Consider the following 25,913-nt stretch of genomic DNA (forward strand, 5'->3'; position numbering starts at 1 on the left):
ATGTCGGCATTCCGCACGCACGGACGGGGTCATCTCGATGGCCCCGTCGTGGTACTTGGTACGGGCTTGCTCGGTGCCAGCATCGGCCTGGGCCTGCGTGGGCGCGGCGTCCCGGTTTTCCTGTTCGACACCTCGCCCACCAACCAGGCCGTGGCCGTGGACATTGGTGCGGGTCGTCCCCTTGAAGAGCTGGACGCCCAGCCGCAACTTGTGGTTGTTGCAGCACCGCCGGATGTCACGGCAGACGTCGTCGAAAAGGCGTTGGCTGATTACCCGGAAGCCGTGGTCGTCGATATTGCCAGCGTCAAGGCCGCCATCCAGACCGACTTGCGTTCGCGAGGCGTGGATATGTCCCGCTATGTGGGCACCCACCCGATGGCAGGCCGGGAGAAATCCGGGCCCGTGGCGGCCAGGGGCGAGCTGTTCACGTCCATGCCCTGGGTCATCTGCCCGTCCGAAGAAACAGCGGACGAGGCACGCCAGGCAGCTCGTTCACTGGCCGGGGACCTGGGCGCGTTCGTTTCCCAGTTCACCGCTGACGAGCATGATGAGGCTGTGGCCCTGGTCTCGCACTTGCCGCAGATCATGTCCTCGCTGTTGGCCAGCCGGCTCCAAGGCACGCCGCTCCATGCACTGTCCCTTGCCGGTAACGGCCTGCGGGACACCACGCGCATCGCAGCAAGCGATCCTACCCTTTGGGTCCAGATCCTCGGTGGAAATGCGGAGAAGGTCGTGGAAATTCTGCATGGCGTCCGCGAAGACCTCAACCGGCTGATCGGCACCTTGGAGGATCCGTCGGCCCCTGGTGCCAGGCTTGACCTCGCCCAACTGATCAGCGAAGGCAACGCCGGGCAGGCCCGGATCCCGGGGAAGCACGGCGGCCCGCCGCAGGCATATTCCTGGTTGACCATCCTGGTCGATGACAGGCCAGGCCAGATCGCGCAGCTCCTCACCGAGATCGGCGAGATCGGCGTAAACCTGGAAGACCTTCGGCTGGACCATTCGTCAGGACAGAACGTGGGCATGGTGGAAATCTCCGTCCTGCCCAGCAAGCACGACCTCCTTGTTGAAGCATTGACCGATCGTGGATGGCGGGTACTCCAGTAATGACGCGTGAATTCTTTGGCCCGGAGACGGTCGCCCGTCCCGGCAAGCCGCTCGTGATAGCGATCGACGGTCCCTCCGGATCGGGCAAATCGAGTGTCAGCAAGGAAGTGGCCAAGCGACTGAAGCTGGCCTACCTGGACACGGGCGCCATGTACCGTGCCCTGACTTGGTACTGCCTCAAGACCGGGGTAGACCTCCACGACGGCGCCGCCGTTGAACTTGCTTCCAAGACCATGCCGTTGGAAATCAGCACCAGTGCCTCGAACGAGTACGTGGCTGTGGACGGAACGGACGTGACGGAGGAAATCAGGGATCCCCGGATTTCCTCGTCCGTGAGCGCCGTGGCCACCACGCTTGGTGCCAGGACGGAACTGATCCGCCGGCAGCGGCAACTGATCGACCAGCACCATCACCGCATGGTGGTGGAAGGCCGGGACATCACCACGGTCGTCGCGCCCGGTGCCGAAGTGCGCATGCTCCTGACCGCCAGCGAGGAAGCCAGGCTCCGCCGTCGCGGGATCCAGTTGGGCGGCACCCAGACAAAGGAACAGCTGGCCGCGCAGGTGATCCAGCGCGATGCGAAGGATTCCACGGTGGTCAACTTCACCCAGGCCGCCGATGGTGTGGTGACCCTGGATTCCTCGGACCTCGACTTTGAGGAAACCGTCCAAACCGCGTTGGCGATTGTCAGCAAGGTCATCTATGGCGACTGAGCAGTTGCGGCTTCCGGCATCCTGGAACCGTTTCTGGAGCCGTCCCATCGGGTGGTTCCTGGATCACGTTCTCTACAGGACTTCGGTGACGGGCAAGAGCAATATCCCTGCCGCCGGTCCGGTCATTTTCGCCGCCAACCACATCAGCTTCCTGGACGGCCCCGTCATGTACGGAGCCGCGCCGCGGCCCATGCACATCATGGTCAAGAAGGAGATGTTCAAGGGTTTCCTGGGCGGGGTCCTGACGGCTTCGGGCCAGATCCCGGTGGACCGCAGCGGCGACCGTGCCGCCCTGCACCTGGGCAAGGAACTGCTCGACGGCGGCCGTTGCGTCGGTATCCTGCCGGAAGGGACGCGGGGGACCGGTGCCGCCGAAAGCATCAGCAGCGGGGTTGCCTGGCTGGCGGTCAACTCCGGAGCCACGGTGATTCCCGTGGCCATCCTTGGCACGCGACACCCCGGCGAGCACCGTGACCATATTCCCCACCTGCGCAGGAAGCTGTACGTCAGCTTCGGCGAACCCCTGACGGTGCAGCGCCGGAAGGGCGAACCGGGGCGTGTTTCAATGGACAGGGCGGCGACGGCAATCCGCGAGGCCCTGGCAGCACACGTCCAGGATGCCGTCCGGAAGACCGGGCAGGCCCTTCCCCGGGAAGCAGCCCCTGAACCGGACCAGCACCACCGCCACATCGAAGTAGCCGGAACCCCGGCAGACCACCACTGAAGGAAAAGTGCAATGAGCGATACGACTCAAAAATCCGGCCACCATGGTGCCGGCGACGACGAATACACGCCCACCGGCACCGACCAGGTGGCTGAAAACCTGGCTGCCCTGGACGACGAGGAAGCGGAGCTCCGGGCCGCCACCCTTCGTGCCGGACTCGATGATTACGAGCTCGACGAAGACGACGCTGCCCTCCTCAGCGGCGACTACGAGGACGAAGGCGACGAGGGACCGCTCAAGCTGGATCCGGTCCTGGCCATCATCGGGCGTCCCAATGTTGGCAAGTCCACCCTGGTCAACCGCATCCTGGGCCGTCGTGAAGCCGTGGTGGAGGACACCCCGGGCGTCACCCGCGACCGTGTGATGTACTCGGCGCGCTGGAACGGCAAGAACTTCACGCTCGTGGACACCGGAGGGTGGGAGCACGACGCCAAGGGCATCCATGCCCGCGTGGCCGACCAAGCCGAGATGGCCGTTGAGTTGGCCGATGCCGTGCTGTTCGTGGTGGACTCCGCCGTTGGCGCCACGGCAACCGATGAAGGCGTCATGAAGATGCTCCGCAAGAGCAAGAAGCCGGTCATCATGGTGGCCAACAAGGTGGACGATTTCGCGCAGGAAGCCGACTCCGCCTCGTTGTGGGGCCTTGGCTTCGGTCAGCCGTATCCGGTGTCGGCCCTGCATGGCCGCGGGGTCGCCGACCTCCTGGACCATGTCATTGACACCTTGCCGGAGTTCTCGCAGGTGGAAGGCGTCGAGCGGTCCGGTGGTCCACGCCGCATCGCACTCATCGGTCGCCCGAACGTCGGCAAGTCCTCGCTGTTGAACAAGCTCGCCGGTTCGGAGCGTGTTGTGGTGGACCCGCTGGCAGGAACCACGCGTGATCCTGTGGACGAGTTCATCGAACTCGGCGACCGCACGTGGCGCTTCGTGGACACCGCCGGTATCCGCCGCCGCCAGCACATGGCCCAAGGCGCGGACTTCTATGCCTCGCTCCGAACCCAGGCCGCGCTCGAGAAGGCGGAGGTCGCCGTCGTGCTCCTCGCCGTCGACGAAGTCCTTAGCGAGCAGGACGTCCGCATCCTGCAGTTGGCCATCGAGTCCGGCCGTGCGCTGGTCCTGGCCTTCAACAAGTGGGACCTCCTGGACGATGAGCGTCGCCGCTACCTGGAACGCGAAATCGAACAGGACCTGGCGCACGTTGAATGGGCACCCCGTGTGAACATCTCCGCCAAGACCGGCTGGCACAAGGACCGTTTGGTTCCTGCGCTGGACAAGGCGCTGGAGAGCTGGGACCGCCGTATTCCCACCGGGCGCCTCAACGCGTTCCTGGGTGAACTCGTGGCAGCCCACCCGCACCCCGTCCGTGGCGGAAAGCAGCCGCGCATCCTCTTCGGCACCCAGGCCTCCAGCAGGCCGCCGAAGTTCGTGCTGTTCACCACCGGCTTCCTGGACCCCGGATACCGCCGGTTCATCACGCGGCGCCTGCGCGAAGCGTTCGGCTTCGAGGGCACGCCCATCGAGGTCAACATGCGCGTTCGAGAGAAGCGCGGCCGGAAAAAGTAAATGAGACGCGCATCACAGCCAACTTTGGCTTGGATGGCATAAGGGGCCTCCAACTTCGTGTAAGCTTTTGGAGGTGGTTCGGCCGGACTGCTTAGGTAGGAATCTTCGGAGAAATACCTTGGCGGAGAACGGTGGAACCAGCGGGCTGTAGCGCAGCTTGGTAGCGCACTTGACTGGGGGTCAAGGGGTCGCAGGTTCAAATCCTGTCAGCCCGACCATAAAGGCCGGAGTTCCGTGGAAACACGGGACTCCGGCCTTGGTCGTTAAAACGTGCGGCCTGTGGGCGGCCCGGCGAAAGCCGGGCCACCCAGGAGCGCGTGCGTCAGACTGCCTGCAAAGCGCCGAGCGCCCGCACCAGCGGCTCGAGTTCCGGAACCCGTTCAGCCGCAGCCAATGCTGATGCCAACGTCTCGTCGTGGACGGGCTTGGCATCCACGAGCAGCTTTTGTCCGGCCACCGTCAGTTCCGTGTAGATCCCGCGACGGTCATCGGCGCAGAGGATACGGGTGAGGAGCCCGCGGTCCTCCAGTCGATTCACGAGCCGGGTGGTAGCGCTGCTTGAAAGTGCCGTGGCGCGGGCGAGTTGTTGCATGCGCATGTGCCAGCCGTCCTGCCGGCTCAGCGCGTCAAGGACCGTGTACTCCACCACCGAGAGCTCGCTGGAGGCCTGGAGTGCTTTCTCCAATTCGGCTTCGATAGTCCCGTGCAAGGCGGCAAGCGTGCGCCATCCCTGTGCCCGTACCTCTACGGCGTCATCCTTGATGCCCATGTCTGCTCTGCTCCTGACTTGGTGGTGGCCCGATTGCAGGCTGCGTAAAGTAGTTGCTTGCGCAATTATCTAGCGTGTGCAACTATATATACAGCGTCTGCAACTATTATTCTACGGTTCCCGGCGGCGCACTTCCACTCCAGGGGACCACCCCATTTGAAGGAGCTCTCCACATGCCTGCAGGGTTGATTGCCCTTGCCCTGGGCGGTTTCGGTATCGGATTGACCGAATTCGTCATCATGGGCCTCTTGCCCGAAGTAGCGGCTGATTTCCGCGTCAGCGAAGCGTCGGCCGGCTGGTTCATCTCCGGCTACGCTTTGAGCGTCACCGTCGGTGCCCTCTTGGTTACGGCTGCCGTGACCAGGCTTCCCCGAAAGCCCGTGCTCATGGGCCTCCTGGTCCTCTTCATTGTTGGCAACTTCCTGTCCGCGGTGTCGGAAACCTACAGCGCCATGCTGGTTGGCCGGATTATTGCCGCGCTCTGCCATGGAGCCTTCTTTGGCATCGGTTCGGTGGTGGCTGCGAGCCTGGTTCCCGCACAAAAGAAGGCCGGAGCCATAGCCATCATGTTCACCGGCCTCACTGCCGCGAACGTCCTGGGAGTGCCGTTCGGTACCCTGCTCGGCCAGAACTTTGGCTGGCGCTCCACTTTCTGGGCCATTACCGTCATTGGGGTCGTCGCCTTGGCGGGGATTGCCCTCATGGTGCCCAAGGCCAGTTCCGAAGCCGCCAAGAGCCTGCGAACCGAAATCGGTGCCTTCCGCTCCGGCCAGGTGTGGCTCTCGATTGTGGTGACCATCCTCGGATTCGGCGGCATGTTCGGCGCGTTCACCTACATTGCCTTCACCCTGACCGAAGTCTCCGGGTTCGCGGCAAGTTCGGTTCCGTGGCTCCTTGTGCTGTTCGGTGCCGGCCTGTTCGTGGGCAACTTCCTGGGCGGCAAGGCGGCGGACAAGGCCCTCGATGCATCCCTGATGGTGATCCTCGGTGGCTTGGTGCTGGTCCTGGTGTTCTTCGCCCTGACGGCTTCCAGCAGCATCGCCACCCTCGTCTCGCTAGCGCTCATGGGTGGCTTCGGCTTTGCAACGGTGCCCGGTCTTCAGATGCGCGTCATGCATTTTGCCACGTCGGCGCCCACTTTGGCGTCCGGGGCAAACATCGGTGCCTTCAACCTTGGCAACGCCCTCGGTGCCTGGCTTGGCGGCATGACAATCAGTGCCGGCCTCGGCTACACATCGCCCATTTGGGCGGGTGCGGGGATCACGGTGGCAGCCCTGCTTGTCATGGTGGCGGCCGCTGTGGCGGCCAAGCGCAAGGATGTTTCGGCGCGAAAGCAGGCGTCCGACGTCGAACGCGAACCTCAGGCGGCCACCGTCGGCTGACGCTGACGGCAGCATGGAAGAGCCCGCCGCGGATATGTGTCCGTGGCGGGCTTCTTCATGCTCTGTTGCTGTCGGGTCAGACTCCTGGGGGGCAAAACGCCTGGGCTCACGGTCCGCTGTGCGTCCCGTTCCCTGCGTCTTCCGGCGACGGTGCAGCCTTGGCGGAGCGTACGCGTTCCAGTTCGGCTTGCTTGAGTGCCTTCATTTGCTTGCCACGGCGACGCCACACTGCCCAAAGAATGGTGACTGCGGCGAAGATGAGCGCGGCGGCCACTGCGGAGATCGCCGTCCATGTGGTGAAGAAACCGGCATCCACGCTGAGGGTGCGCTGGCCCGCGTGGGCGGATTCGCTGGAGCCGAACACGATTCCCGCGGTCAGGAGGTTCGGCGTCGCCACGGCTACCGCCACCAGGAGGATGGCGATCTTGAGGGGCCACTTCACTGCCTTGTGGGTGGCCTGCCAGGCAATCACCAGGGGTACGAAGGTGAAGACGAATCCGTAGAACATGCCTACCAGGACGCTGGCACCAAGGTCACGCCGAATTTGTCCCGCGATGACATCGGACCACCAGCGGGGGAGTATTGCGCCCAAAACAAAGTAGGTTGCCACAGCAACAAGCAATGCCACGATGATCAGGATTATTTTGACGCCCCAATTGCCTTTTTTCCCTGGTGGTACTTGTGCTTGTTCAGTCATGGGTCAATCATGGCAGAGACCTCACAGGGCGTAACGGAATTATGCCTATACTTTCAGCGGTGGCCGGAAGCCCGGGCCGCCGTCGAGGTCCAAAAAAGTCCCGATGAAAGGCGACCCATGAGCAATATTCCAGCCGATCTTTCCTATACCGCAGAACACGAATGGGTTTCGGCGCCGGACGGCGACGGAGTTGTCCGTATAGGCATCACGGATTTTGCCCAGGATGCCCTGGGCGATGTGGTCTATGCCCAGATGCCGGAACCGGGAACCAAGATCACCGGAAATGATGTTGTGGGAGAGGTTGAATCGACCAAGAGCGTCAGCGATATCTATGCTCCGGTCAGCGGCGAAGTCATCAACAGGAATGACGCCCTGGACCAGGATCCTGCCCTTATCAACTCCGATCCTTACGGCGAGGGCTGGCTTTTTGAAGTCAAACTCGCCGAAGCTGACGCAGTGGATTCCCTGCTCAGTGCATCGGAGTACGAACAACAGGTAGGCTAAAGTTATCTGGCCCGCCCGGCTGTATTTCCCCTGAGGGGAGTAACGGGAAGGCGGGCCAGCAACCGATTTGCCCGGCGGTACCGGGAGGTGGATGTGCCCGGCAGGTTTTGGAATGCCGGCGGATGAGGAGGAAATTCCATGGTTGGCGGCGACAAGAACCAAGCCAATGTAGGGAACGGCGCGGAGGAACAGCCCACGTCGGAGACCACCTCGATCAGCATCACGCCAACGTGGGACGAGCCGAGCATTGCCCCAAAGCTTGCGCCGGAAGAGCGAGCGTCGGTTGACGCGCTGCCGCCGGACTCCGCACTGCTCATTGCACACAGCGGCCCGAACGCCGGAGCGCGGTTCCTCCTCGATGCCGATACCACGACGGCAGGCCGGCACCCTGATGCCGACATCTTCCTGGATGACGTCACCGTTTCACGCAAGCACGTTGAATTCCACCGCACTTCCGCAGGCTTCGAGCTCGTGGACATGGGAAGCCTGAACGGCACTTACGTCAACCATGACCGAGTGGACCGTGTGCAGCTGAAGAGCGGCAACGAAGTGCAGATCGGCAAGTTCCGGCTGACCTACTACCTGAGCCCGGGCCGCCCGGCGGGCCAAGCCTGACCCCGGGGTACCTGCCTGTGGCAATGGCCCAGCCTGAACGTCGCGGACCGCAGGTCCTGAACATCGGGGAAGTCCTGGCTCAACTGAGCGATGATTTCCCAGGAATGACCGCGTCCAAGATCCGCTTCCTTGAGGAAAAGGGCCTCATCAATCCCAAACGCACGCCGGCCGGTTACCGGCAGTATGCGGACAGTGATGTGGAACGACTGCGGTTCGTCCTGGCCCTCCAGCGGGACCAGTACTTGCCGCTGAAGGTGATCAAGGATTACCTGGATGCGATCGACCGTGGGGAACGCCCGGACAATCTCCCGCCAGGCGTCTCGGTGACGCCCCGGGCAGTTACTGCCGAGATGGCTGCTGAGGTCCATGGCCGTGCCCGGACGCTAACGGCAGAACAGCTTCGCGCCGAGTCCGGTGCGAGCGTCCCCTTGCTGGAATCGCTGCTGAGTTTCGGGTTGATCAGCCACATTGGCGGGAAGTTTGACGAACATGCCCTCCAGGTGGCCCGCGCCTGCGTCCAACTGGAAGTCCACGGCCTTGAGCCCCGGCACTTGAGGCCGTTCCAGGCCGCCGCCGACCGCGAGTTTGGCCTGGTGGAAAGGGCCGTGGCGCCGCTGACGTCCCGGAAGGATGCTGCGTCGCAGGCCCGGGCGGCCGAAGCCGCGCGCGAAATCAGCGACCTCTGCCTCACCTTGCACCGGGCGCTCGTCCACCACCGCATCTCACGGATGGACTCCTGATGATCGAAGTAGAAATTGTCGGCGTTCGCATTGAGTTGCCGTCCAACCAGCCCTTGGTTTTGCTCAGGGAACTCAAGGGGGAGCGGCATGTTCCCATCTGGATCGGCACTCCCGAGGCCAGCGCCATCGCACTTGCACAGCAGGGCGTGGTTCCCCCGCGCCCCATGACGCACGATCTCCTGATCGACGTTGTTGAGTCCCTGGGCCACTCGATCATCAGCGTCAACATCGTTGCCGTCGAGGACAACATCTTCTACGGACAACTGCAGTTCGACGACGGCACGGTGGTCAGTTCACGGGCGTCGGATGCCCTGGCCCTGGCTTTGCGGGCAAAGTGCCGCATCTGGTGCGCCGACGCAGTTATGGAAGAAGCCGGCGTCCGCATCACTGAACACGACGAGGGTGAAGACTCCGAGCCGGATCCCAGCGTGGACGAAGAACGCGAGATGCGGCGCTTCCGCGAGTTCCTGGACGATGTGGAGCCTGAGGATTTCGAAGGCTGAGTCACCCTAAGCCTAAAGTTGAGGGTGAAAGTTTCGACACGCCTTTTTTCGCGGCCAACGTCTTTGACCTAAGGCCTGTACCGGCCTAACGTCGAAGTATCAAGTTCCCGTTGCATACACTGCCGGCGCAAGTCACACTGGAAGGTGCGGACTTGTGGGAATTACACGGCTGATTTTCAGCGTTGTGTTTCAGTGATGTGCACCGTCCCCAAGGGAACTGTCAACAAGGAGGTCACGTGAGTCCGAAAGGCGAAGCAGGCGAGCTGAAGCAGGCCTCGACCGGCATTGCTGCGCCCGCATCCGGCGCCCAAGGTTTGCTCTTTACGGAGGACCTTCCCGTGCTGGACGAGGACGCAGGCTACCGCGGCCCCACCGCATGCAAGGCAGCGGGAATCACGTACCGCCAGCTCGACTACTGGGCACGCACCGGCTTGGTTGAACCCGCTGTCCGCGGCGCCGCCGGTTCCGGTTCCCAGCGCCTTTACGGATTCCGCGACATCCTGGTCCTTAAAGTCGTCAAACGGTTGTTGGACACCGGAGTCTCGCTGCAGCAAATCCGGAGTGCCGTCGAGCACCTCCGGGAACGCGGTGTCGAAGACCTGGCACAGATCACGCTGATGAGTGATGGCGCCAGCGTCTACGAATGTACGTCCGCGGATGAAGTCATTGACCTGGTGCAAGGTGGCCAAGGCGTCTTTGGCATAGCCGTGGGCCGCGTGTGGCGCGAAGTCGAGGGGAGCCTCGCCGCCCTTCCGAGTGAGCATGCCGCCGAACAATCCTTTCCGGACGACGAACTCAGCAAGCGACGCGTAGCCCGCAAGATCGGCTGACCGAGCCGGGACTTTATGCAGTACCGAAGAAGCCGCCTCCCGCATCGGGAGGCGGCTTCTTCGCGTTGGTCCAGAGGGTGGCTCAGCCTTGGCGGCGGGATTGGGATGCTGATGGACCTGTGATGAGGTTCTGCAGCAACGCATCGAAAAGCTTGGCGGAGTTCTTGGCCGAGTCGCCGGGCCAGTGATGCACCGAATGGGCTGCACCCTGGATCTGCTGCCAGTTTGCCTGTTCCGGAATGTGCGGGCTGAGCAGGAGTTCCCCGAACATGGATTCCATTTCGGCAAGCCTGAACGCGTGTTCCGTTGAGCCGGTGCGTACGCGGTTGGCAACGATGCCGGCCGGAGCCAGATTCGGTGCGAATTCCTGCTTGAACAATTGGATGGCGCGCATGGTCCGCTCGGTTCCCGCAACCGAGAAGAGTCCGGGCTCCGCCACGAGTACTACGCGATCGCTGGCGCTCCAGGCCATGCGGGTCAGTCCGTTGAGTGATGGCGGGCAGTCCACCAGGACCAGGTCATAGCTGCTGGTCCCCGCGAGGACGGCGGAGAGGCGGCGGAGGTCCCTGCGGCCAAGGTCCGGCCGGTCATAGATTCCCGTCAGCGCCGAGCCGACGGCGACATCCAGGGTGCCGTTGCTGGAACCATTGGAAACCCAGCTGCTGCCGGAGACATTCTCGGGGAGCTTGGCCTTGCGCGGGCTCTTCAGCATCCGGCCGATGTCCAGCTTCCCGTTGGGCTGGACGCCAAGGGCGGTGGTGGCATCAGCGTGGGGATCGAGGTCCACCACCAGGGTGGAAATTCCTGCTGCGAGGGCCGCCGAGGCGAGGCCGGTGGTCACGGACGTCTTTCCCACGCCGCCTTTAAGGCTGCTGATGCTGACTACTTGCACTTGAAAACCCAAAACCTAACGCCGGTTGCCGTATCGCGCTGTTTTCCGCTCCTGCAGAGCTGGAGCCCGGGACTTGCCGAAGCCCCCTGAACATCATATGGTGCACGGCCCCCGAATCCCGCTTTCTACGCGCCCGGGGGACTCTTGGGAAGGGCCTGACATATCACGCCTTATGGTCCTCCATACCCATATACAGCGCACATGACGAATACTGTTGTGATGGTTGCCACAAAGATTTGTGTTTGATGCTGGCGGCACTACACACTGTGACCACCGACCGATCCACCCGCAATGATGCAGGAGAAGTATGTTTTCGAAAATTCTGGTGGCCAATCGCGGAGAGATCGCGATTAGGGCGTTTCGCGCTGGTTATGAACTGGGCGCAAAAACCGTTGCCGTCTTCCCGCACGAGGATCGTAACTCGATCCACAGGCAGAAGGCTGACGAGGCCTACCTGATCGGCGAGGTGGGCCACCCGGTCCGCGCCTACCTGGACGTAGAGGAGGTTGTCCGCGTCGCCAAGGAAGCCGGCGCCGACGCCATTTACCCCGGTTACGGTTTCCTGTCCGAGAACCCGGACCTCGCCCGCGCAGCAGCGGCCCAGGGCATCACCTTCGTTGGCCCGCCCGCCGAGGTGCTCGAGCTGGCAGGCAACAAGGTTGCTGCCCTTGAAGCTGCCCGCAAGGCCGGCGTTCCCGTCTTGAAGTCGAGCAAGCCATCCAAGGACCTGGACGAGCTGATCGCCGCAGCGGATGAGATCGGCTTCCCCATTTTCGCCAAGGCAGTTGCCGGTGGTGGTGGCCGCGGCATGCGCCGCGTCGAAACCCGCGAAGCGCTTCCCGAGGCCCTTCAGTCCGCCATGCGCGAGGCAGATGCGGCCTTCGGCGATCCCACGATGTTCCTTGAGCAGGCCGTGCTGCGTCCCCGCCACATCGAGGTGCAGATCCTTGCCGACGCCGAGGGCAACGTCATGCACCTCTTCGAGCGTGATTGTTCGCTCCAGCGCCGCCACCAGAAGGTTGTGGAAATCGCTCCGGCGCCGAACCTGGACGAAAACATCCGCCAGGCCCTTTACCGTGACGCTGTGGCGTTCGCGAAAGCGCTGAACTACGTCAACGCCGGAACCGTCGAGTTCCTGGTGGACACCGAGGGCGCACGTGCGGGTCAGCATGTATTCATCGAGATGAACCCCCGCATCCAGGTTGAGCACACGGTCACCGAAGAGATCACGGACGTGGACCTGGTCCAGGCCCAGATGCGCATTGCCTCCGGCGAGACTCTTGCCGACCTTGGGCTGAGCCAGGAAACCGTCGCCATCAAGGGCGCTGCACTGCAGTGCCGCATCACCACCGAGGACCCCGCGAACGGTTTCCGTCCCGACGTCGGAAAGATCACCGGCTACCGTTCGGCCGGTGGCGCCGGTGTCAGGCTCGACGGCGGTACCGTTTACTCCGGTGCCGAGATCAGCCCGCACTTTGACTCGATGCTGGTCAAGCTCACCTGCCGTGGACGCGACTACCCGGCCGCAGTTGCCCGCGCCCGCCGCGGCCTCGCCGAATTCCGTATCCGCGGTGTATCCACCAACATCCCCTTCCTCCAGGCTGTCCTGGCCGACCCGGACTTCAACGCCGGCAACGTGGCCACTGACTTCATCGACAAGCGCCCCGAACTGCTCAAGTCCCACATTTCGGCAGACCGTGGCACCAAGCTGTTGACCTGGCTGGCAGACGTTACGGTGAACAAGCCCAACGGGGAACTGACGGTCCAGTCGGACCCGGCCGATAAGTTGCCGGTTATCGATGGCCCGGTGCCCACCTCGGGTTCACGCCAGCGCCTCCAGGAACTCGGTCCGGAAGGCTTCGCCAAGGCCCTTCGTGAACAGCAGGCTCTCGCCGTCACGGACACCACGTTCCGTGATGCCCACCAATCCCTCCTGGCTACCCGCGTGCGCACCCGCGACCTGGTTGCCGCCGGCCCTGCGGTCACGGCTTTGCTGCCGGAACTGCTTTCGGTCGAAGCCTGGGGTGGAGCCACGTACGACGTCGCGCTCCGCTTCCTCGGTGAGGACCCATGGGACCGCTTGGCTGCTTTGCGTCAGGCACTGCCCAACACGTGTATCCAGATGCTGCTCCGCGGCCGGAACACTGTTGGCTACACACCGTACCCGGAAGAAGTCACGGAAGCCTTCGTCAACGAAGCCGCAGCCACCGGCATCGATATCTTCCGTATTTTCGACGCGCTGAACGACGTGAACCAGATGGCTCCCGCCATCCGCGCCGTCCGCGCCACGGGAACCGCAGTCGCCGAGGTGGCCCTCTGCTACACCGGCAACCTGCTTGACCCTGAAGAGAAGCTGTACACGCTCGACTACTACCTGGACCTCGCCCAGAAGATTGTCGACGCCGGTGCCCACATCCTCGCGATCAAGGACATGGCCGGCCTGTTGCGTCCGGCGGCCGCCGCCAAGCTGGTTTCCGCGCTGCGCGAGCGGTTCGACCTCCCGGTTCACCTGCACACGCACGACACCGCCGGAGGACAGCTCGCAACGCTGCTCGCGGCCGTCGACGCCGGCGTGGACGCCGTCGACGTCGCAGCCGCCTCCCTCGCCGGTACCACGAGCCAGCCGGCAGCTTCGGCCCTCGTGGCAGCCTTGGCCAATACGCCGCGGGACACAGGCCTCAGCCTGGAGAACGTGGGGGCCTTCGAACCGTACTGGGAGGCTGTGCGCCGTGTGTACGCGCCGTTCGAGTCCGGCCTTCCGGGTCCGACAGGCCGGGTTTACCAGCACGAAATCCCCGGTGGACAGCTCTCCAACCTCAGGCAGCAGGCGATCGCCTTGGGCCTCGGTGAGCAGTTCGAGGCCATCGAGGACATGTACACGGCTGCCGACCGGATCCTTGGCCGCCTCGTCAAGGTAACCCCGTCGTCCAAGGTGGTGGGTGACCTCGCCCTGCACCTGGTGGGACTGAACGCCGATCCGGCCGACTTCAACGAGAACCCGCAGAATTACGACATTCCGGATTCCGTCATCGGCTTCCTCTCCGGCGAACTCGGTGATCCTCCCGGAGGCTGGCCCGAGCCGTTCCGCACCAAGGCCCTCCAGGGCCGCAGCGTGAAGGTCCGCGACGTCGAGATCAGCGCAGAGGACAGCGCCGCGCTGAAGGCGGATTCCAAGACCCGCCAGCAGACGCTGAACCGCCTCCTGTTCGCCGGCCCTACCAAGGACTACCAGAAGAGCGTTGACACCTACGGCAACATCTCTGTCCTTGATACGCGCGACTACCTTTACGGCCTGCAGCGCGGTGCAGAGCACATCATCGAACTGGAGAAGGGCGTCCGGCTCATCGCGCAGCTGGAAGCTGTTTCCGAAGCTGATGAAAAGGGCATGCGTACGGTGATGTGCACGCTCAACGGACAGTCCCGCCCGGTGGTGGTCCGTGACCGTTCCGTGGTGAGCAACGTCAAGGCCGCCGAAAAGGCAGATCCCGCCCAGCCGGGCCAGGTCGCGGCGCCCTTCGCCGGTGCCGTCACGGTGACCGTGAAGGTTGGCGATGAAGTAAAGGCCGGCGATACCGTCGCTACCATCGAAGCCATGAAGATGGAAGCGTCCATCACCACACCCGTGGCAGGAACCGTTTCCCGCCTCGCCATCTCCGCGGTGGAGCAGGTCCAGGGTGGCGATTTGCTGCTCGTGGTCGGCTAGCCACTGAACCGAAAGAACCCCGCCGGGAAACTTTCCTGGCGGGGTTCTTTGCTGCGATGGGCTGTATGCCGGGGAGGTCCTAGGAGTTCCGCGGGGCCGAGTACATATCCTCGATCACGGTGTCGAAGTCCTTCATGACCTGCGCGCGCTTGACCTTGAGCGAAGGGGTCAAATGGCCGGACGCCTCGGTAAAGTCCGAGGGAACGATCCGGAACGACTTGATCGCTTCGGCCTGCGAGACGGACTGGTTGGCCTTGCTGATGAGTTCCTGGACAGCTGCCTTGACCACGGCGTTGTCAGTTGCTTGCTCCAGGGTGGTGGAACCCGGGAGTCCGTGGCGTTCAAGCCAGCCGGGCAGTGCTTCCTCATCGAGGGTCACCAAAGCGCCGATGAACGGGCGGTTGTCGCCCACCACGAGCACCTGGGAGACCAGTGCATCGGCCCGGATCTGGTCCTCAAGGAGTGCCGGGACCACATTCTTGCCACCGGCGGTGACAATGATTTCCTTCTTGCGCCCGGTAATCTTCAGGAAGCCGTTGCTGTCCAGCTCGCCAATGTCTCCGGTCCGGAACCAGCCATCAACGAACGTCTCGTCGGTGAGGTCCTCGCGCTTGTAGTAGCCGCGCATCACGCAGACGCCCTTGGTGAGGATCTCGCCGTCGTCCGCAATCTTGACCGCATTGCCCGGAAGCGGCGCTCCCACTGTGCCGATCTTGATCATCGACGGCGTGTTCACCGAGATCGGTGCCGTGGTCTCGGTAAGGCCGTAGCCTTCCAGGATTTGGAGGCCAATGCCTTGGAAGAAGTGGCCAAGGCGTTCGCCGAGCGGGCCACCACCGGAAACTGCGTGGGCAACATGCCCGCCCATGGCCGCGCGGAGCCTGCCATACACGAGCTTGTCGAAGACTGCATGCTTGATCTTGAGGCCGATTCCCAGGGAACCGGACTGGCGTGCCTTGGAGTAGGCGATCGCGGTGTCCACCGCACGGTGGAAGATGGCGCCCTTTCCGCCGTCCTCCGCCTTGGTCAGTGCCGAGTTGTAGACCTTTTCGAAGACGCGGGGTACGGCAAGGATGAACGTCGGCTGGAAGCTCTGGAGATCCGCGAGGAGGTTCTTGATATCCGGGGTGTGCGCAACCTGGACGCCGCCGGCTACCGCCAGGACGGAAATGAAGCGGGCGAATACGTGTGCCAGCGGGAGGAACATGATGGTCTTCCCTGACTCGTTGATGATCTCGCCGAGTGCTGCCCGGGCATTCTCGGAAAGTTCAACGAAGTTGCCATGGGTCAGTTCGCAGCCCTTGGGGCGGCCTGTGGTGCCGGAGGTGTAGATGATGGTGGCGAGGTCGGAGAGGCCGGCAGCGGAGCGGCGGATTTCCAGCTCGTCATCGCTGACGTCAGCCCCGGCGGCGCGAAGGGCGTCCAGACCGGATTCTTCGAGCTGCCAGACGTTGGTGACAGTGCTGATGTCCTCTGCAGCGACGGCCTGCCGGATGATGTCCTCGTGATGGGCGGCTTCGCCGAACGCTGCCACGGCTCCTGAATCGCCGAGGTTCCAGGCAACCTGCGACGGCGAGGATGTCTCGTAGATCGGCACGGAGACGGCGCCGGCGAACCAGATGGCGAAGTCCACCAGGGACCATTCGTAGCGGGTGCGGGACATGATGCCCACGCGGTCGCCTGCGCCAACGCCGCTGGCGATCAGGCCCTTGGCCAGGGCTTTGACGTCCGCCAGGAATTCGGTGGCGCGGATGTCCTGCCATTGGCCTTGGCTGTCCAGCTTGGAAAAGAGAGCGGGGTTGGATGCCTTCGCGGCCTCCCGGACAACGAAGTCCGTGATGTTGGTTTCGGGGGCGACATTGACGAGGGGAGGAACACTGATTTCACGCACGGCAGCTCCTTTGATATCCACGGGCCACAAGGGGGCACTGTCCACTCTAGTATGCCCACTCATGGAGGTGTGTCCGATTTCACCTACTGGCGGGTAACTTTACGGATTGCTCGCCATTTTGGGCAACTTGGCGCCACTAATGGCGCCCGATGCCGGGCTGTCAGGGGCAGCGGAATAGGATGAGGGGATGCCTCAAATTCGGTCAAGTTCACGTCCCCGGCTCCGGCCTCCCGTTGCCGGCTGGAAGGACGTTCCGTGGGGCGCCCGGCGCAGCCACCTTGGCCGGCGCGGGCTTGCCATCGGCATCGACATCGGCGGAACCAAGGTGGCCGCCGGCGTAATCGACGCCGACGGCCGGGTGCTTGCCGAAGCCCGCCGCGCCACTCCGGGGTCCGATGCCCGGGCCGTTGAGCGGACCATCGTGGAACTGGTGGACGAGCTCAGTGCCGGTCACCGGATCGCTTCCGTGGGTATTGGGGCCGCCGGATGGATGGACCTCGACGGCGGAACGGTCCTGTTCAGCCCGCATCTGGCCTGGCGCAACGAGCCCCTGCGCGAAAGCCTGCAGAACCTCCTGCGGCGCCCGGTCCTGTTGACCAACGACGCCGATGCCGCCGCGTGGGCGGAATGGCGCTTTGGCGCGGGACAAGGAGAGAGCCGACTGGTGTGCATCACCCTGGGCACCGGGATCGGCGGCGCCATGGTGATGGACGGCCGCGTGGAGCGCGGCCGCTTTGGCGTGGCCGGGGAGTTCGGCCACCAGATCATTTTCCCGGGGGGCCACCGATGTGAATGCGGAAACCGCGGCTGCTGGGAACAGTACGCTTCAGGCAATGCCCTGGGCCGCGAAGCCAGGCAGCTCGTCAAGACCAACTCACCCGAGGGCCGGGGCCTTCTTGAAAAGGCCGGTGGCGTGGCGGACAGCATCACCGGAGCTGCAGTGACCACCTTGGCTTTGAACGGTGACGCCACCTCCAAGGAACTTATTGCCTACCAGGGTGAGTGGCTGGGCCTTGGGCTGGCCAATCTCGCAGCAGCCTTGGACCCGGGCATGTTCGTCATCGGCGGCGGATTGTGCGACGCCGGTGACCTCCTGGCCGATCCGGCGAGGGCGGCGTTTGCCAAGAACCTGACCGGACGCGGCTTCCGGCCGATGGCCCGTATCGAACTCGCTGCGCTGGGGCCGCGGGCCGGCATGATTGGCGCCGCCGACCTGTCGCGTGTCAGCGGACGCGCCCACGGCTAAGCTTTCACCCCTAGACCAGAGAATGCGCGCCTAGATGCGTGCGCCGTCGTCGTCCTCGTTCTTTTCGCGCGGAAGCCGCATGATGAGGTAGACCACGGAGGCGACGAAGGCTGCCACGATCCCCAGGATCGCGGCCAAGGGCGCCGAGCGCCAGAACATGGCCGTGAACAACAGGGCGAGCGGGCCTCCGACGGCGCCAAGCCACGCCAGCATGGTCAGCGGGTCTGTTCCCGCCAGGCTCGGCGGCTCCTCCGGAATGAAGGCCCCGTCATCGTCGGCAACATCGTAGTCCCGGGGACCTGCGGGAACGCCGGAACCGTCCTGCAGGCGGGGAGCATCTGTGCTTGGTCCGTCCTGCACTGCGCCCGGAGCCGAGAGGCCCAGTGGGTCGAAGTCCCGGAAGGATTTCCGGTCAACTGCAGGATCCGGCGTCGCCGCGGGTTCCGCGTCCAAGGGCGAGGATTCGGTCGCCTCCAGGCGGGCAACCAGGTCCAGCCATACGGCGTCGTCGTCATTGTTGGCGCTTTGGTCGGCAGAGTTGGGATCAGGCCTGTTCATCGGCTTTATCCTTTTCGAGCGATGGCCCGCTGCCGGCCATTGCCGCCAGGGTTTTCTGGATGAACCCAACAGTGCCCGAGAAAATTTCCGGAGCATCGTTGTCGAGGGTTGCCACATGGTAGCTGTTCCTGAGGTAGCTGACATCCACGTTGGCCTGCACCCGCGATTGCAGGATAGCCAGGCTGGCGTCGGACACGATGTTGTCAACTGTTGAACGGAACACCCGGACAGGGGCGTGGATCCGGGGGAGGAGGCCCACCGTGTCCTTGTACATCCGTTTCAACTGGTGGGCTGCCGCAACCGGTGTCCGCGGATAGGCACCCTCGTCCTGGTCCGGTTTCAGGATGTCGTTGGCGATCGCCGGTGTGCTTTTCAGTACGTACTTCAACGCGCCCACGATCACGGCCCGGGGATCATCCAGCACCATTCCCGGGTTGACCACGATGGTGCCAGCCACTGGTCGCGTGGCAGCGATCCGCAAGGCCAAGGTGCCGCCCATGGACAGTCCTGCGGCGAAGACGTAGTCGCACTCTTGGGCAAGTTCCAGATACGCATCGTCCACTGCGCGATGCCATTCGTGCCAGGAACGCGTGGCCATGTCCTGCCACGTGGTCCCATGGCCCGGCAAAAGCGGAAGATTGACGGCGTAACCGGCGGCCGCCAGATGCTCCGCCCACGGCCTGATGCTGCGGGGGCTTCCAGTGAATCCGTGGGACATGACCACGCCAATGCGGAGGCCGGTGGCCGTGAAGGCGCTGCGGAACGGAGCAGAATCGGGAAGCTTGTTCATGATGTCTCCGAGGCTACTCTGTCACCGGCATGACGGCGGAAAAACTGCGCGGATTCTTCAAAAATGATGGGGGCGTCCACGTCCAAGGTGGCCACGTGTCCACTGCCAGGGAGGGAAACCACCCTGAGCCGGGACGGATCCAGGTGTTTGGCAATCGTGGCCACGGAACTCGGCGGGATGACGCCGTCCACAGCGGACTTGAACACCAAAGCCGGTGCGTCCACCTGGGGCAGGGCGCGCGTCGCGTGCCTGAAGAGCTTCTTGAGTTCGTGGACGGACTGCAACGGGGTCTTCGAATAGTCGCCGTCCTCCGTGGCGGCCGCTGTCGGTTTCTCTTCCTCAATGGGGGACGTGGTGCGCATGACGTATTTCAAGGCACCCACGTAGCGCACCCGGCGGTCATAGAAGCTCAATCCGGGGTTGACCAACACCACGCCTGGAACAGGGTGCAGGGAAGCAACGCGCAGGGCGACGGCCCCGCCCATGGAGAGCCCGGCAACGAAACAGGCATTGGTTTGTCCGGCGAGATCCAGGTAGCTCTTTTCGAAAGTCCTGTACCAGTCCTGCCAGCGGGTAGTGGCAAGATCCCGCCAGTTGGTTCCATGCCCGGGGAGAAGCGGCACGGAGACGGCGAAGCCCCGCTCCGCCAAGTACTCCGCCCAGGGGAGTACGCTCAGGGGACTTCCGGTGAATCCATGGCAGATGGCGATACCCGTGGAGGCGTTTTCCCCGTGGCCTGGGTGGTGGAAAGCCAGTGGGGCCGCCGCTTGGTGTGGTTCCGTCATGGCTCCATCGTGTCACTGTTCCGGGCATTTCTCACTGGAGTAGGGTTGCTGTTGAATCCTGGCCGCAGCCGGGAGGCACCTGCCATCGGCCGTGAGAGGACAACCGTGTTCTATTGGGTCATGAAGAGGATCTTCCTCGGTCCCATCGTCAAACTCCTGTTCAGGCCCTGGGTCAAAGGCTTGGACAACGTTCCAGCGAACGGTGCCGCCATACTGGCATCGAACCACCTGTCATTTTCGGACTCGATCTTCCTTCCGTTGATGGTGCACCGGCCTGTGGTCTTCCTGGCCAAATCGGAGTACTTCACGGGCAAGGGCATCAAGGGCAGGTTGACGGCCCTCTTCTTCAGGCTGAGCAACCAGTTGCCCATGGACAGGTCGGGCGGCGCGGCCTCGGAGTCGTCCTTGCAGGCAGGCAGGGACGTATTGGCCGCCGGTGGCCTGCTGGGGATCTACCCCGAGGGGACACGCAGCCCGGATGCCCGGCTCTATCGTGGCAAGGTGGGCGTCGCCCGTCTTGCCCTCCAAACACGGGTTCCCGTGGTGCCGGTGGCCATGATCGGAACGGAAAAGGTGCAGCCCATTGGAAAGAGGCTGCCGAACATCCGACGGATCGGTTTGATCTTCGGGCAACCCATGGACTTCAGCCGGTACTACGGCATGGAGGAAGACCGGCACATCCAGCGGGCCGTCACGGACGAAATCATGTATGAACTCATGAGGTTATCCGGGCAGGAATATGTGGATGAGTATGCGGCAGTGGTCAAGGCAAGGCTGGCCGGCAAAGGCCCGGAGCCGGTACAGAAAGTCGAAGCCGCAGAGGAAGCTGCGGGTGGGATCGCGGAAGACCGGGATGAGCCGGGCAGTGGCATGGGGCCTTCCGACAGGACACTGTGACGCATCCCGCAGGATGGGTTACGGATGCTGTGCCCCAAGAACCGCCCGGGCTACTACTCTTGTAGGGTGACTGAGCTAACCGCGAACACCGCACCATCTGTAGCAGATCCGCTTGCCAGCACCGCCCAGAGCGGTGCCGCGAACTATCCCGGACTCGATGCCTGGCGTGACCTGCCCATCTCGCAGCAGCCTTCCTGGGCCGACGCAGAGGTCTTCAAGGCTTCCGTCAGGGAGTTGTCGATCGTTCCGCCCCTGGTTTTCGCCGGTGAAGTAGACGTCCTCCGGGACCGCTTGGCCGCTGCCGCGCAGGGGAAGGCTTTCCTCCTGCAAGGTGGCGACTGCGCCGAAACCTTTGAGGCTGCCACTGCCGACAAGATCAGCGCCCGCGTCAAGACGATCCTCCAGATGGCAGTGGTCCTCACCTATGGTGCCGCGATGCCCGTCATCAAGATGGGCCGCATGGCCGGCCAGTTCGCCAAGCCGCGTTCCTCGAACGACGAAACCCGCAACGGCGTCACTCTGCCCGCCTACCGCGGAGACATCGTCAACGGTTACGACTTCACTCCCGAGTCCCGCGCCCACGACGCCGGAAGGATGCTTCAGGCCTACCACACCTCGGCTTCCACGCTGAACCTCATCAGGGCTTTCACGCAGGGCGGTTTCGCTGATCTTCGCCTGGTCCACCAGTGGAACAAGGGCTTCACGGAAAACCCGGCGCACGCCCGCTACGAATCCCTGGCCCGTGACATCGACCGCGCCATCAAGTTCATGGATTCCTGCGGTGCTGACTTCGAGGCGCTCAAGCGCGTGGAGTTCTTCGCGAGCCACGAGGCACTCCTCCTGGACTACGAGCGGGCCCTGACCCGCATTGACTCGCGCACGGGGCTCCCGTATGACACCTCCGCGCATTTCCTGTGGATCGGCGAGCGGACTCGCGAACTGGACCACGCCCACGTGGACTTCCTGTCCCGTGTCCGCAACCCGATCGGCGTCAAGCTCGGCCCCACCACCAGCGGTGACGACGCCCTGCGCCTGATCGACAAGCTGGACCCGAACCGCGAACCGGGCCGCCTGACGTTCATTACCCGCATGGGTGCCAAGAACATCCGCGAAAAGCTGCCCGCCGTCGTCGAGCGTGTCACGGCTTCCGGCGCCCAGGTGCTCTGGGTCACCGACCCGATGCACGGCAACACCGTCACCTCGCCCAACGGCTACAAGACCCGCAACTTCGACGACGTCATTGACGAGGTCCGCGGGTTCTTCGAGGTCCACCACGCGCTTGGCACCGTTCCCGGTGGCCTGCACGTGGAGATGACCGGCGACGATGTCGCCGAATGCCTGGGCGGCGCAGACCCGATCGACCAGGATGCCTTCCTGGACCGCTACGAGTCGGTCTGCGACCCGCGACTGAACCACATGCAGTCCCTGGAGATGGCTTTCCTTGTGGCAGGAGCCCTCGCCAAACGTTAGGCGTGCTCATAGGAAAGGCGCGGTCCGGATGCTCCGGGCCGCGCCTTTTTTGCCTGGCTGGTCTCCTAGACCACGGTCAGCGTGATGAGGGAACCCTCGGGAACCTCGCTGTTTACCGGGTTCTGGTCCCGCACCGTGCCGAAGAAGCCGCCCAGGATCTCGTTGACTTTGACCTCGAAACCCAGATCCTCGAGCTGTTTACGGGCGTCCTTGGCCTGCTTGCCAACAAAGCTCGGAACCTTGACCAACTTGGGTCCCTTGGAAACGGTCAGCGTCACCGCGTCGCCCTTGATCAGGGTGCCGTTCGCAGGGGACTGCGTCACAACCGATCCCTTGGGCACGGTCTTGTCGTTGACCGTCTCCGGGGCGATCACGGCCTTCAGCCCGGCGTCCTGGATCGCCTTCACCGCGGCATCCTGCGGTTGGCCCCGCACATCCGGCACCGGGATGGGCTGCGGACCCTTGGAGACAACCAGTGCTACAGGCGTGCCGTGCCGCACTTCGGTGCCTTTGGCCGGGTCCTGCGAGAGGACGACGCCGGCAGGTGCCTTGTCGTCGAAAGCCTGGGTAACGTTCCCCAGGGCCATTTGCGCGGTGTTGAGTGCGTTCTTGGCGTCATCGAGCGTTCCGCCCGTCAGCCCGGGAAGCGCGAACAGTTGGGCGCCCTTGGACACGAAGAGCGTGATGGGCTGGAACTTCCTCACCTGCGCACCGGATTCGGGCTTGGTTCCCACAGTGAGGCCGGCTTTGATGTCGTCGTCGAAGACGTCTTGCGGTTCAGACTGGAATCCGGCCGTCCGAAGGAGTTGCTGTGCTTCGGCAACGGTCTTGTTCTTCACATCCGGGACAGTGCCGGGAGATCCCGGACCCATGCCGAAGAACCATCCCGCGGAACCTGCCAGGAGCGCCAGAATGACGATCACCACCGCCCAGATCACCCCGCGGCGCCGTGGATTCCCCTCGCGTAGGGGCCGGACAGGGGTGGCCGCCGCTCGCGCCCGATCCTTCGCTTCCTGCTTTTCAAGCCGTTTCGCCTCCCGTTTCCCGGGCGTGCGGACGGGATCGTCAACGCCGGGTACAGTGGCGCGTCCCCGGGGAGCGGCGGAGGCCATCACGGTTGTCGGGTTGCTCTGGTGGGAGATGAACTCCGTGGGCGAAGACGTGGCCGGGATGGCTTCTGTTGGGTGCTCCCCGTACGGCGCCGGGGCCGTTGCCGGCAGATGTGCGTTCGAGGACGCCTGCTTGTGGTCGAGTTGTTCGTCACTGAGCGAGGTGCGGATATGGCGGAGCTCCGACAACAGCGCGGTCCCGTCCACTGGCCGGTTCTCGGCGTCCACCGCAGTGCACCATTGGACCAGTTCGTCCAGGTCCTGCGCCAGTCCGGGGGTGGCCTCGGAAGGCCGTGACACCGCGGAGTTGACGTGCTGGTAGGCCACCTGGATGGGGGAGTCGCCGGAGTACGGCTGCTTGCCCGTCAGCATTTCGTAAAGCATGATTCCGGCCGAGTAGATGTCGCTCCTGGCATCGGCGGCCTTTCCCAGCACCAGTTCGGGAGCCAAATAAGCGACGGTGCCGATCAGGGCGCCGGTGCTGGTGGTGGCGGTGACGGCCCGGGCCAGTCCAAAGTCGCCCACCTTGATCCGGCCGTCGTCGGCAATGAGCACATTTTCGGGCTTGATGTCCCGATGGATGAGGCCTGAGCCGTGGGCTGCCGCCAGTCCCTCGATCACCGGATCGATCAGGGCCAGGGCCAGCCGGGGAGGGAGGGCGCCTTGCTCGTCCAGCACATCGCGGAGCGTGTGGCCCTTGACGTATTCCATGACCAGGTAGGCGATGTGGCCGTCTTCGCCTTGGTCCAGGACACCCACCACGTGGGGGTGGGACAGGCTTGCGGCTGCCTTGGCCTCACGGCTCAGGCGTTCCAGGAAGGTCTGGTCGTTGGCCAGGTGCGGGTGCAGGACCTTCAGGGCCACATCGCGTTCCAGGCGCTGGTCTGTCGCCAAATAGACCGTGGACATTCCGCCCCTGGCGAGGCGGGAGCGCACCAGGTAGCGCCCGTCCACAGTTGTTCCGATCAGGTGGTCCTGCTGAGGTTCTTGCACCATACGATCCTAATCGAGGCATGGAAGAGGCCCGAATTCCAGCGGAATCCGGGCCTCTTTCCCGTGTATGAGGGGGTCGTCAGGCAAAGGTGCGCTGGCGGGCCTTGATCGACTCCACATACCGCTTGGTGTCGTCATACATGCCGTACTTGCTCACGGAGTACTGGCCCTGGTAGTAACCGGCGATGGCAGTGTCCAGGTCCTTGGAGGTGGCAATCAGGGCACGGATGATGGCCACGCCGGCAGTGGCATTGTCATAGGGGTCCAGGAGGTTCAGCTTTCGTCCCACCAGGTCCGATGCCCACTCGCCCGACGACGGGATGACCTGCATGGTGCCGATTGCGTTGGCAGGAGAGACAGCGCGCTGGTCGAAACCGGATTCCTGTTCCGCAAAAGCCAACGCCAACGAAGGGCTGACGCCCATGCGACGGGCCGTGTCCGCCACGATCGTCTTCATTTCGGCGCGGCTGGGCACCGGTGACGCGTTGAGGAGGGCCTTGTTTTCGTTCGCCGAACTGACCACCGCGGGCGGGTAGGTGAAGCCAAGGAAGGAGCTGGGCACCAAAGGCGTGGTGCTCGACGCCGGCGCCAGGCTGCTGCTGCCCGGAATGGTCAGCTTCTGGCCTGGGTAGATGACCGTGGTGGCGGTGACGTTGTTGGCGCTCATGAGTGCGGACAGGGAGACGCCCTGCCGGGATGCGATGGAGCTGAGGGTGTCACCGGCCTTGATGGTGTAGGTGCCGGAGCCCGACGCCGGTGCGGAAGGAGCCGGGGCAGGGGCCGGAGTCGACGGGGCGGGTGCGGAGGAACCACCGCTGACCTTGATCTTCTGGCCTGGGTAGATGATGGAACTTCCGTTGAGGTTGTTCCAGCTGAAGATGCTGGACAGGGGGACTCCATGCCGGGCGGCAATGGCCCCCAGGGTGTCCCCGGGCACCACCGTGTAGGTGGCAGCAGCACCTGACGAGGCAGCCGGCGCAGGCGCAGCAGCAGGGGCCGGAGCAGGAGTGGCTGTCGGCGCCGTGCCCTTGAGCTGGATAGTTTGACCCGGGTAGATCAACGTGGTGGCCGTGAGCTTGTTCAGCTTCAGCACCTCGTTGGTGTCCAGGCTAAACCGGTGGGCAATGGCACTGATGGTGTCGCCCCGGACGATCTTGTACGTGTCCGGGACGGACGGTGCCATGGGGCGCAGTGCTGCAGGAAGCGCTGACGCGACGGCCTGCGCGGGGATGACATGTGCGGTACGGGCAGCCTGGGCCTGGATCGCCGCGGCCAGCGTCGCCGGAATCTTGCGCGGCTGCGGTGCCGGGGCTGCCGTGGCGGGCTGGGCCACTGCAAGCGAGGACAACACCACTGCAGGAAGCGCAGCCGTGGTTGCCGCGATTACGGGCATGCTCATGGTTCGTTTCGTCGAGCGGGGCGTGGTCATGAA

23 protein-coding genes and 1 tRNA gene are annotated in these 25,913 nt (G+C 63.9%); 15 read left to right on the forward strand and 9 right to left on the reverse strand.

The features are described from left to right. The 5 genes from ACIPV6_RS14770 (at nucleotide 1) to ACIPV6_RS14790 (ending at nucleotide 4,325) form a co-directional block, all read left to right on the forward strand. Complete coding sequence (locus ACIPV6_RS14770; protein WP_400271596.1) at nucleotides 1–1,107, forward strand: prephenate dehydrogenase; 1,107 nt, start codon at nucleotides 1–3, stop codon at nucleotides 1,105–1,107. Next, nucleotides 1,107–1,820: a (d)CMP kinase gene (cmk, locus tag ACIPV6_RS14775; RefSeq protein WP_400271597.1), complete on the forward strand. Its 714-nt coding sequence runs from the start codon at nucleotides 1,107–1,109 to the stop codon at nucleotides 1,818–1,820. Before ACIPV6_RS14770 ends, cmk begins: the two co-directional genes overlap by 1 nt. Continuing rightward, on the forward strand, nucleotides 1,810–2,544 hold the full coding sequence (locus ACIPV6_RS14780; RefSeq protein WP_400271598.1) for a lysophospholipid acyltransferase family protein: 735 nt from the start codon (nucleotides 1,810–1,812) through the stop codon (nucleotides 2,542–2,544). The genes cmk and ACIPV6_RS14780 overlap by 11 nt, the downstream gene beginning before the upstream one ends. Before the next feature lie 12 nt (nucleotides 2,545–2,556). Further along, the gene (gene der, locus ACIPV6_RS14785) at nucleotides 2,557–4,107 is read left to right on the forward strand and encodes a ribosome biogenesis GTPase Der (protein WP_400271599.1); all 1,551 of its coding nucleotides are present in this window, start codon (nucleotides 2,557–2,559) and stop codon (nucleotides 4,105–4,107) included. 141 nt (nucleotides 4,108–4,248) lie between these two features. Further along, nucleotides 4,249–4,325, forward strand: a tRNA-Pro gene (locus ACIPV6_RS14790). Nucleotides 4,326–4,429: 104 nt separating this feature from the next. On the opposite strand, the gene ACIPV6_RS14795 is transcribed toward ACIPV6_RS14790, so the two are convergent. Then, nucleotides 4,430–4,876 (reverse strand): MarR family winged helix-turn-helix transcriptional regulator, encoded by a 447-nt coding sequence (locus tag ACIPV6_RS14795; RefSeq protein ID WP_400271600.1) that lies wholly within the window; start codon nucleotides 4,874–4,876, stop codon nucleotides 4,430–4,432. Between the two features lie 173 nt (nucleotides 4,877–5,049). Here ACIPV6_RS14795 and ACIPV6_RS14800 point away from each other — a divergent pair, with 173 nt between their 5' ends. Continuing rightward, nucleotides 5,050–6,258, forward strand: coding sequence for an MFS transporter (locus tag ACIPV6_RS14800; protein WP_400271601.1), 1,209 nt, complete (start codon nucleotides 5,050–5,052; stop codon nucleotides 6,256–6,258). Between the two features lie 106 nt (nucleotides 6,259–6,364). Here ACIPV6_RS14800 and ACIPV6_RS14805 read toward each other — a convergent pair whose 3' ends face one another. Beyond that, on the reverse strand, nucleotides 6,365–6,955 hold the full coding sequence (locus ACIPV6_RS14805; RefSeq protein ID WP_400271602.1) for a hypothetical protein: 591 nt from the start codon (nucleotides 6,953–6,955) through the stop codon (nucleotides 6,365–6,367). Between the two features lie 117 nt (nucleotides 6,956–7,072). Here ACIPV6_RS14805 and gcvH point away from each other — a divergent pair, with 117 nt between their 5' ends. From gcvH to ACIPV6_RS14830, 5 genes are all read left to right on the forward strand, one after another. Beyond that, nucleotides 7,073–7,459, forward strand: coding sequence for a glycine cleavage system protein GcvH (gene gcvH / locus ACIPV6_RS14810; protein WP_400271603.1), 387 nt, complete (start codon nucleotides 7,073–7,075; stop codon nucleotides 7,457–7,459). 138 nt (nucleotides 7,460–7,597) lie between these two features. Continuing rightward, nucleotides 7,598–8,074 carry an FHA domain-containing protein gene (locus ACIPV6_RS14815; protein ID WP_397322917.1) on the forward strand — a complete coding sequence of 159 codons (477 nt, stop codon included), beginning with the start codon at nucleotides 7,598–7,600 and terminating at the stop codon, nucleotides 8,072–8,074. Between the two features lie 23 nt (nucleotides 8,075–8,097). Beyond that, entirely contained in the window at nucleotides 8,098–8,814 is a 717-nt protein-coding gene (locus ACIPV6_RS14820; RefSeq protein ID WP_400271604.1) for a MerR family transcriptional regulator, read from the forward strand. Next, a complete protein-coding gene (locus ACIPV6_RS14825) occupies nucleotides 8,814–9,317 on the forward strand; it encodes a bifunctional nuclease family protein (protein ID WP_397322914.1) in 504 nt (167 codons plus the stop codon). The genes ACIPV6_RS14820 and ACIPV6_RS14825 overlap by 1 nt, the downstream gene beginning before the upstream one ends. A gap of 236 nt (nucleotides 9,318–9,553) precedes the next feature. After that, on the forward strand, nucleotides 9,554–10,147 hold the full coding sequence (locus tag ACIPV6_RS14830; RefSeq protein WP_387438600.1) for a MerR family transcriptional regulator: 594 nt from the start codon (nucleotides 9,554–9,556) through the stop codon (nucleotides 10,145–10,147). Between the two features lie 82 nt (nucleotides 10,148–10,229). Here ACIPV6_RS14830 and ACIPV6_RS14835 read toward each other — a convergent pair whose 3' ends face one another. Next, nucleotides 10,230–11,039: a ParA family protein gene (locus tag ACIPV6_RS14835; protein ID WP_400271605.1), complete on the reverse strand. Its 810-nt coding sequence runs from the start codon at nucleotides 11,037–11,039 to the stop codon at nucleotides 10,230–10,232. 307 nt (nucleotides 11,040–11,346) lie between these two features. Between ACIPV6_RS14835 and ACIPV6_RS14840 the strand changes: the two genes are divergently transcribed. Then, nucleotides 11,347–14,742 (forward strand): pyruvate carboxylase, encoded by a 3,396-nt coding sequence (locus ACIPV6_RS14840; protein WP_400271606.1) that lies wholly within the window; start codon nucleotides 11,347–11,349, stop codon nucleotides 14,740–14,742. A gap of 79 nt (nucleotides 14,743–14,821) precedes the next feature. Here ACIPV6_RS14840 and ACIPV6_RS14845 read toward each other — a convergent pair whose 3' ends face one another. Further along, nucleotides 14,822–16,633 (reverse strand): AMP-dependent synthetase/ligase, encoded by a 1,812-nt coding sequence (locus tag ACIPV6_RS14845; protein WP_400271607.1) that lies wholly within the window; start codon nucleotides 16,631–16,633, stop codon nucleotides 14,822–14,824. Nucleotides 16,634–16,820: 187 nt separating this feature from the next. Between ACIPV6_RS14845 and ACIPV6_RS14850 the strand changes: the two genes are divergently transcribed. Then, nucleotides 16,821–17,879: an ROK family protein gene (locus ACIPV6_RS14850; protein ID WP_400271608.1), complete on the forward strand. Its 1,059-nt coding sequence runs from the start codon at nucleotides 16,821–16,823 to the stop codon at nucleotides 17,877–17,879. 30 nt (nucleotides 17,880–17,909) lie between these two features. On the opposite strand, the gene ACIPV6_RS14855 is transcribed toward ACIPV6_RS14850, so the two are convergent. Genes ACIPV6_RS14855 through ACIPV6_RS14865 form a run of 3 tightly spaced genes read right to left on the reverse strand, consistent with a single transcriptional unit; the run spans nucleotide 17,910 to nucleotide 20,012 of the window. Continuing rightward, complete coding sequence (locus tag ACIPV6_RS14855) at nucleotides 17,910–18,437, reverse strand: hypothetical protein (RefSeq protein WP_400271609.1); 528 nt, start codon at nucleotides 18,435–18,437, stop codon at nucleotides 17,910–17,912. After that, complete coding sequence (locus ACIPV6_RS14860) at nucleotides 18,424–19,227, reverse strand: alpha/beta hydrolase (protein ID WP_400271610.1); 804 nt, start codon at nucleotides 19,225–19,227, stop codon at nucleotides 18,424–18,426. Before ACIPV6_RS14860 ends, ACIPV6_RS14855 begins: the two co-directional genes overlap by 14 nt. Further along, nucleotides 19,224–20,012, reverse strand: a complete 789-nt coding sequence (locus ACIPV6_RS14865) for an alpha/beta hydrolase (protein WP_400271611.1) — start codon at nucleotides 20,010–20,012, stop codon at nucleotides 19,224–19,226. The genes ACIPV6_RS14860 and ACIPV6_RS14865 overlap by 4 nt, the downstream gene beginning before the upstream one ends. A 105-nt stretch (nucleotides 20,013–20,117) precedes the next feature. Between ACIPV6_RS14865 and ACIPV6_RS14870 the strand changes: the two genes are divergently transcribed. Both ACIPV6_RS14870 and ACIPV6_RS14875 read left to right on the forward strand, forming a co-directional pair. Beyond that, a complete protein-coding gene (locus tag ACIPV6_RS14870; RefSeq protein WP_400271713.1) occupies nucleotides 20,118–20,909 on the forward strand; it encodes a lysophospholipid acyltransferase family protein in 792 nt (263 codons plus the stop codon). A 66-nt stretch (nucleotides 20,910–20,975) separates the two neighbouring features. After that, nucleotides 20,976–22,379 (forward strand): class II 3-deoxy-7-phosphoheptulonate synthase, encoded by a 1,404-nt coding sequence (locus tag ACIPV6_RS14875; protein WP_400271612.1) that lies wholly within the window; start codon nucleotides 20,976–20,978, stop codon nucleotides 22,377–22,379. 65 nt (nucleotides 22,380–22,444) lie between these two features. Here the strand turns inward: ACIPV6_RS14875 and pknB are convergent, their stop codons facing one another. Both pknB and ACIPV6_RS14885 read right to left on the reverse strand, forming a co-directional pair. Then, the gene (pknB, locus tag ACIPV6_RS14880) at nucleotides 22,445–24,484 is read right to left on the reverse strand and encodes a Stk1 family PASTA domain-containing Ser/Thr kinase (protein WP_400271613.1); all 2,040 of its coding nucleotides are present in this window, start codon (nucleotides 24,482–24,484) and stop codon (nucleotides 22,445–22,447) included. A gap of 76 nt (nucleotides 24,485–24,560) precedes the next feature. After that, entirely contained in the window at nucleotides 24,561–25,910 is a 1,350-nt protein-coding gene (locus ACIPV6_RS14885) for a LysM peptidoglycan-binding domain-containing protein (RefSeq protein ID WP_400271614.1), read from the reverse strand. Between the last annotated feature and the right edge of the window lie 3 nt (nucleotides 25,911–25,913).

It is taken from the genome of Paenarthrobacter sp. NPDC089988 (assembly GCF_044748465.1).
GTDB lineage: Bacteria > Actinomycetota > Actinomycetes > Actinomycetales > Micrococcaceae > Arthrobacter.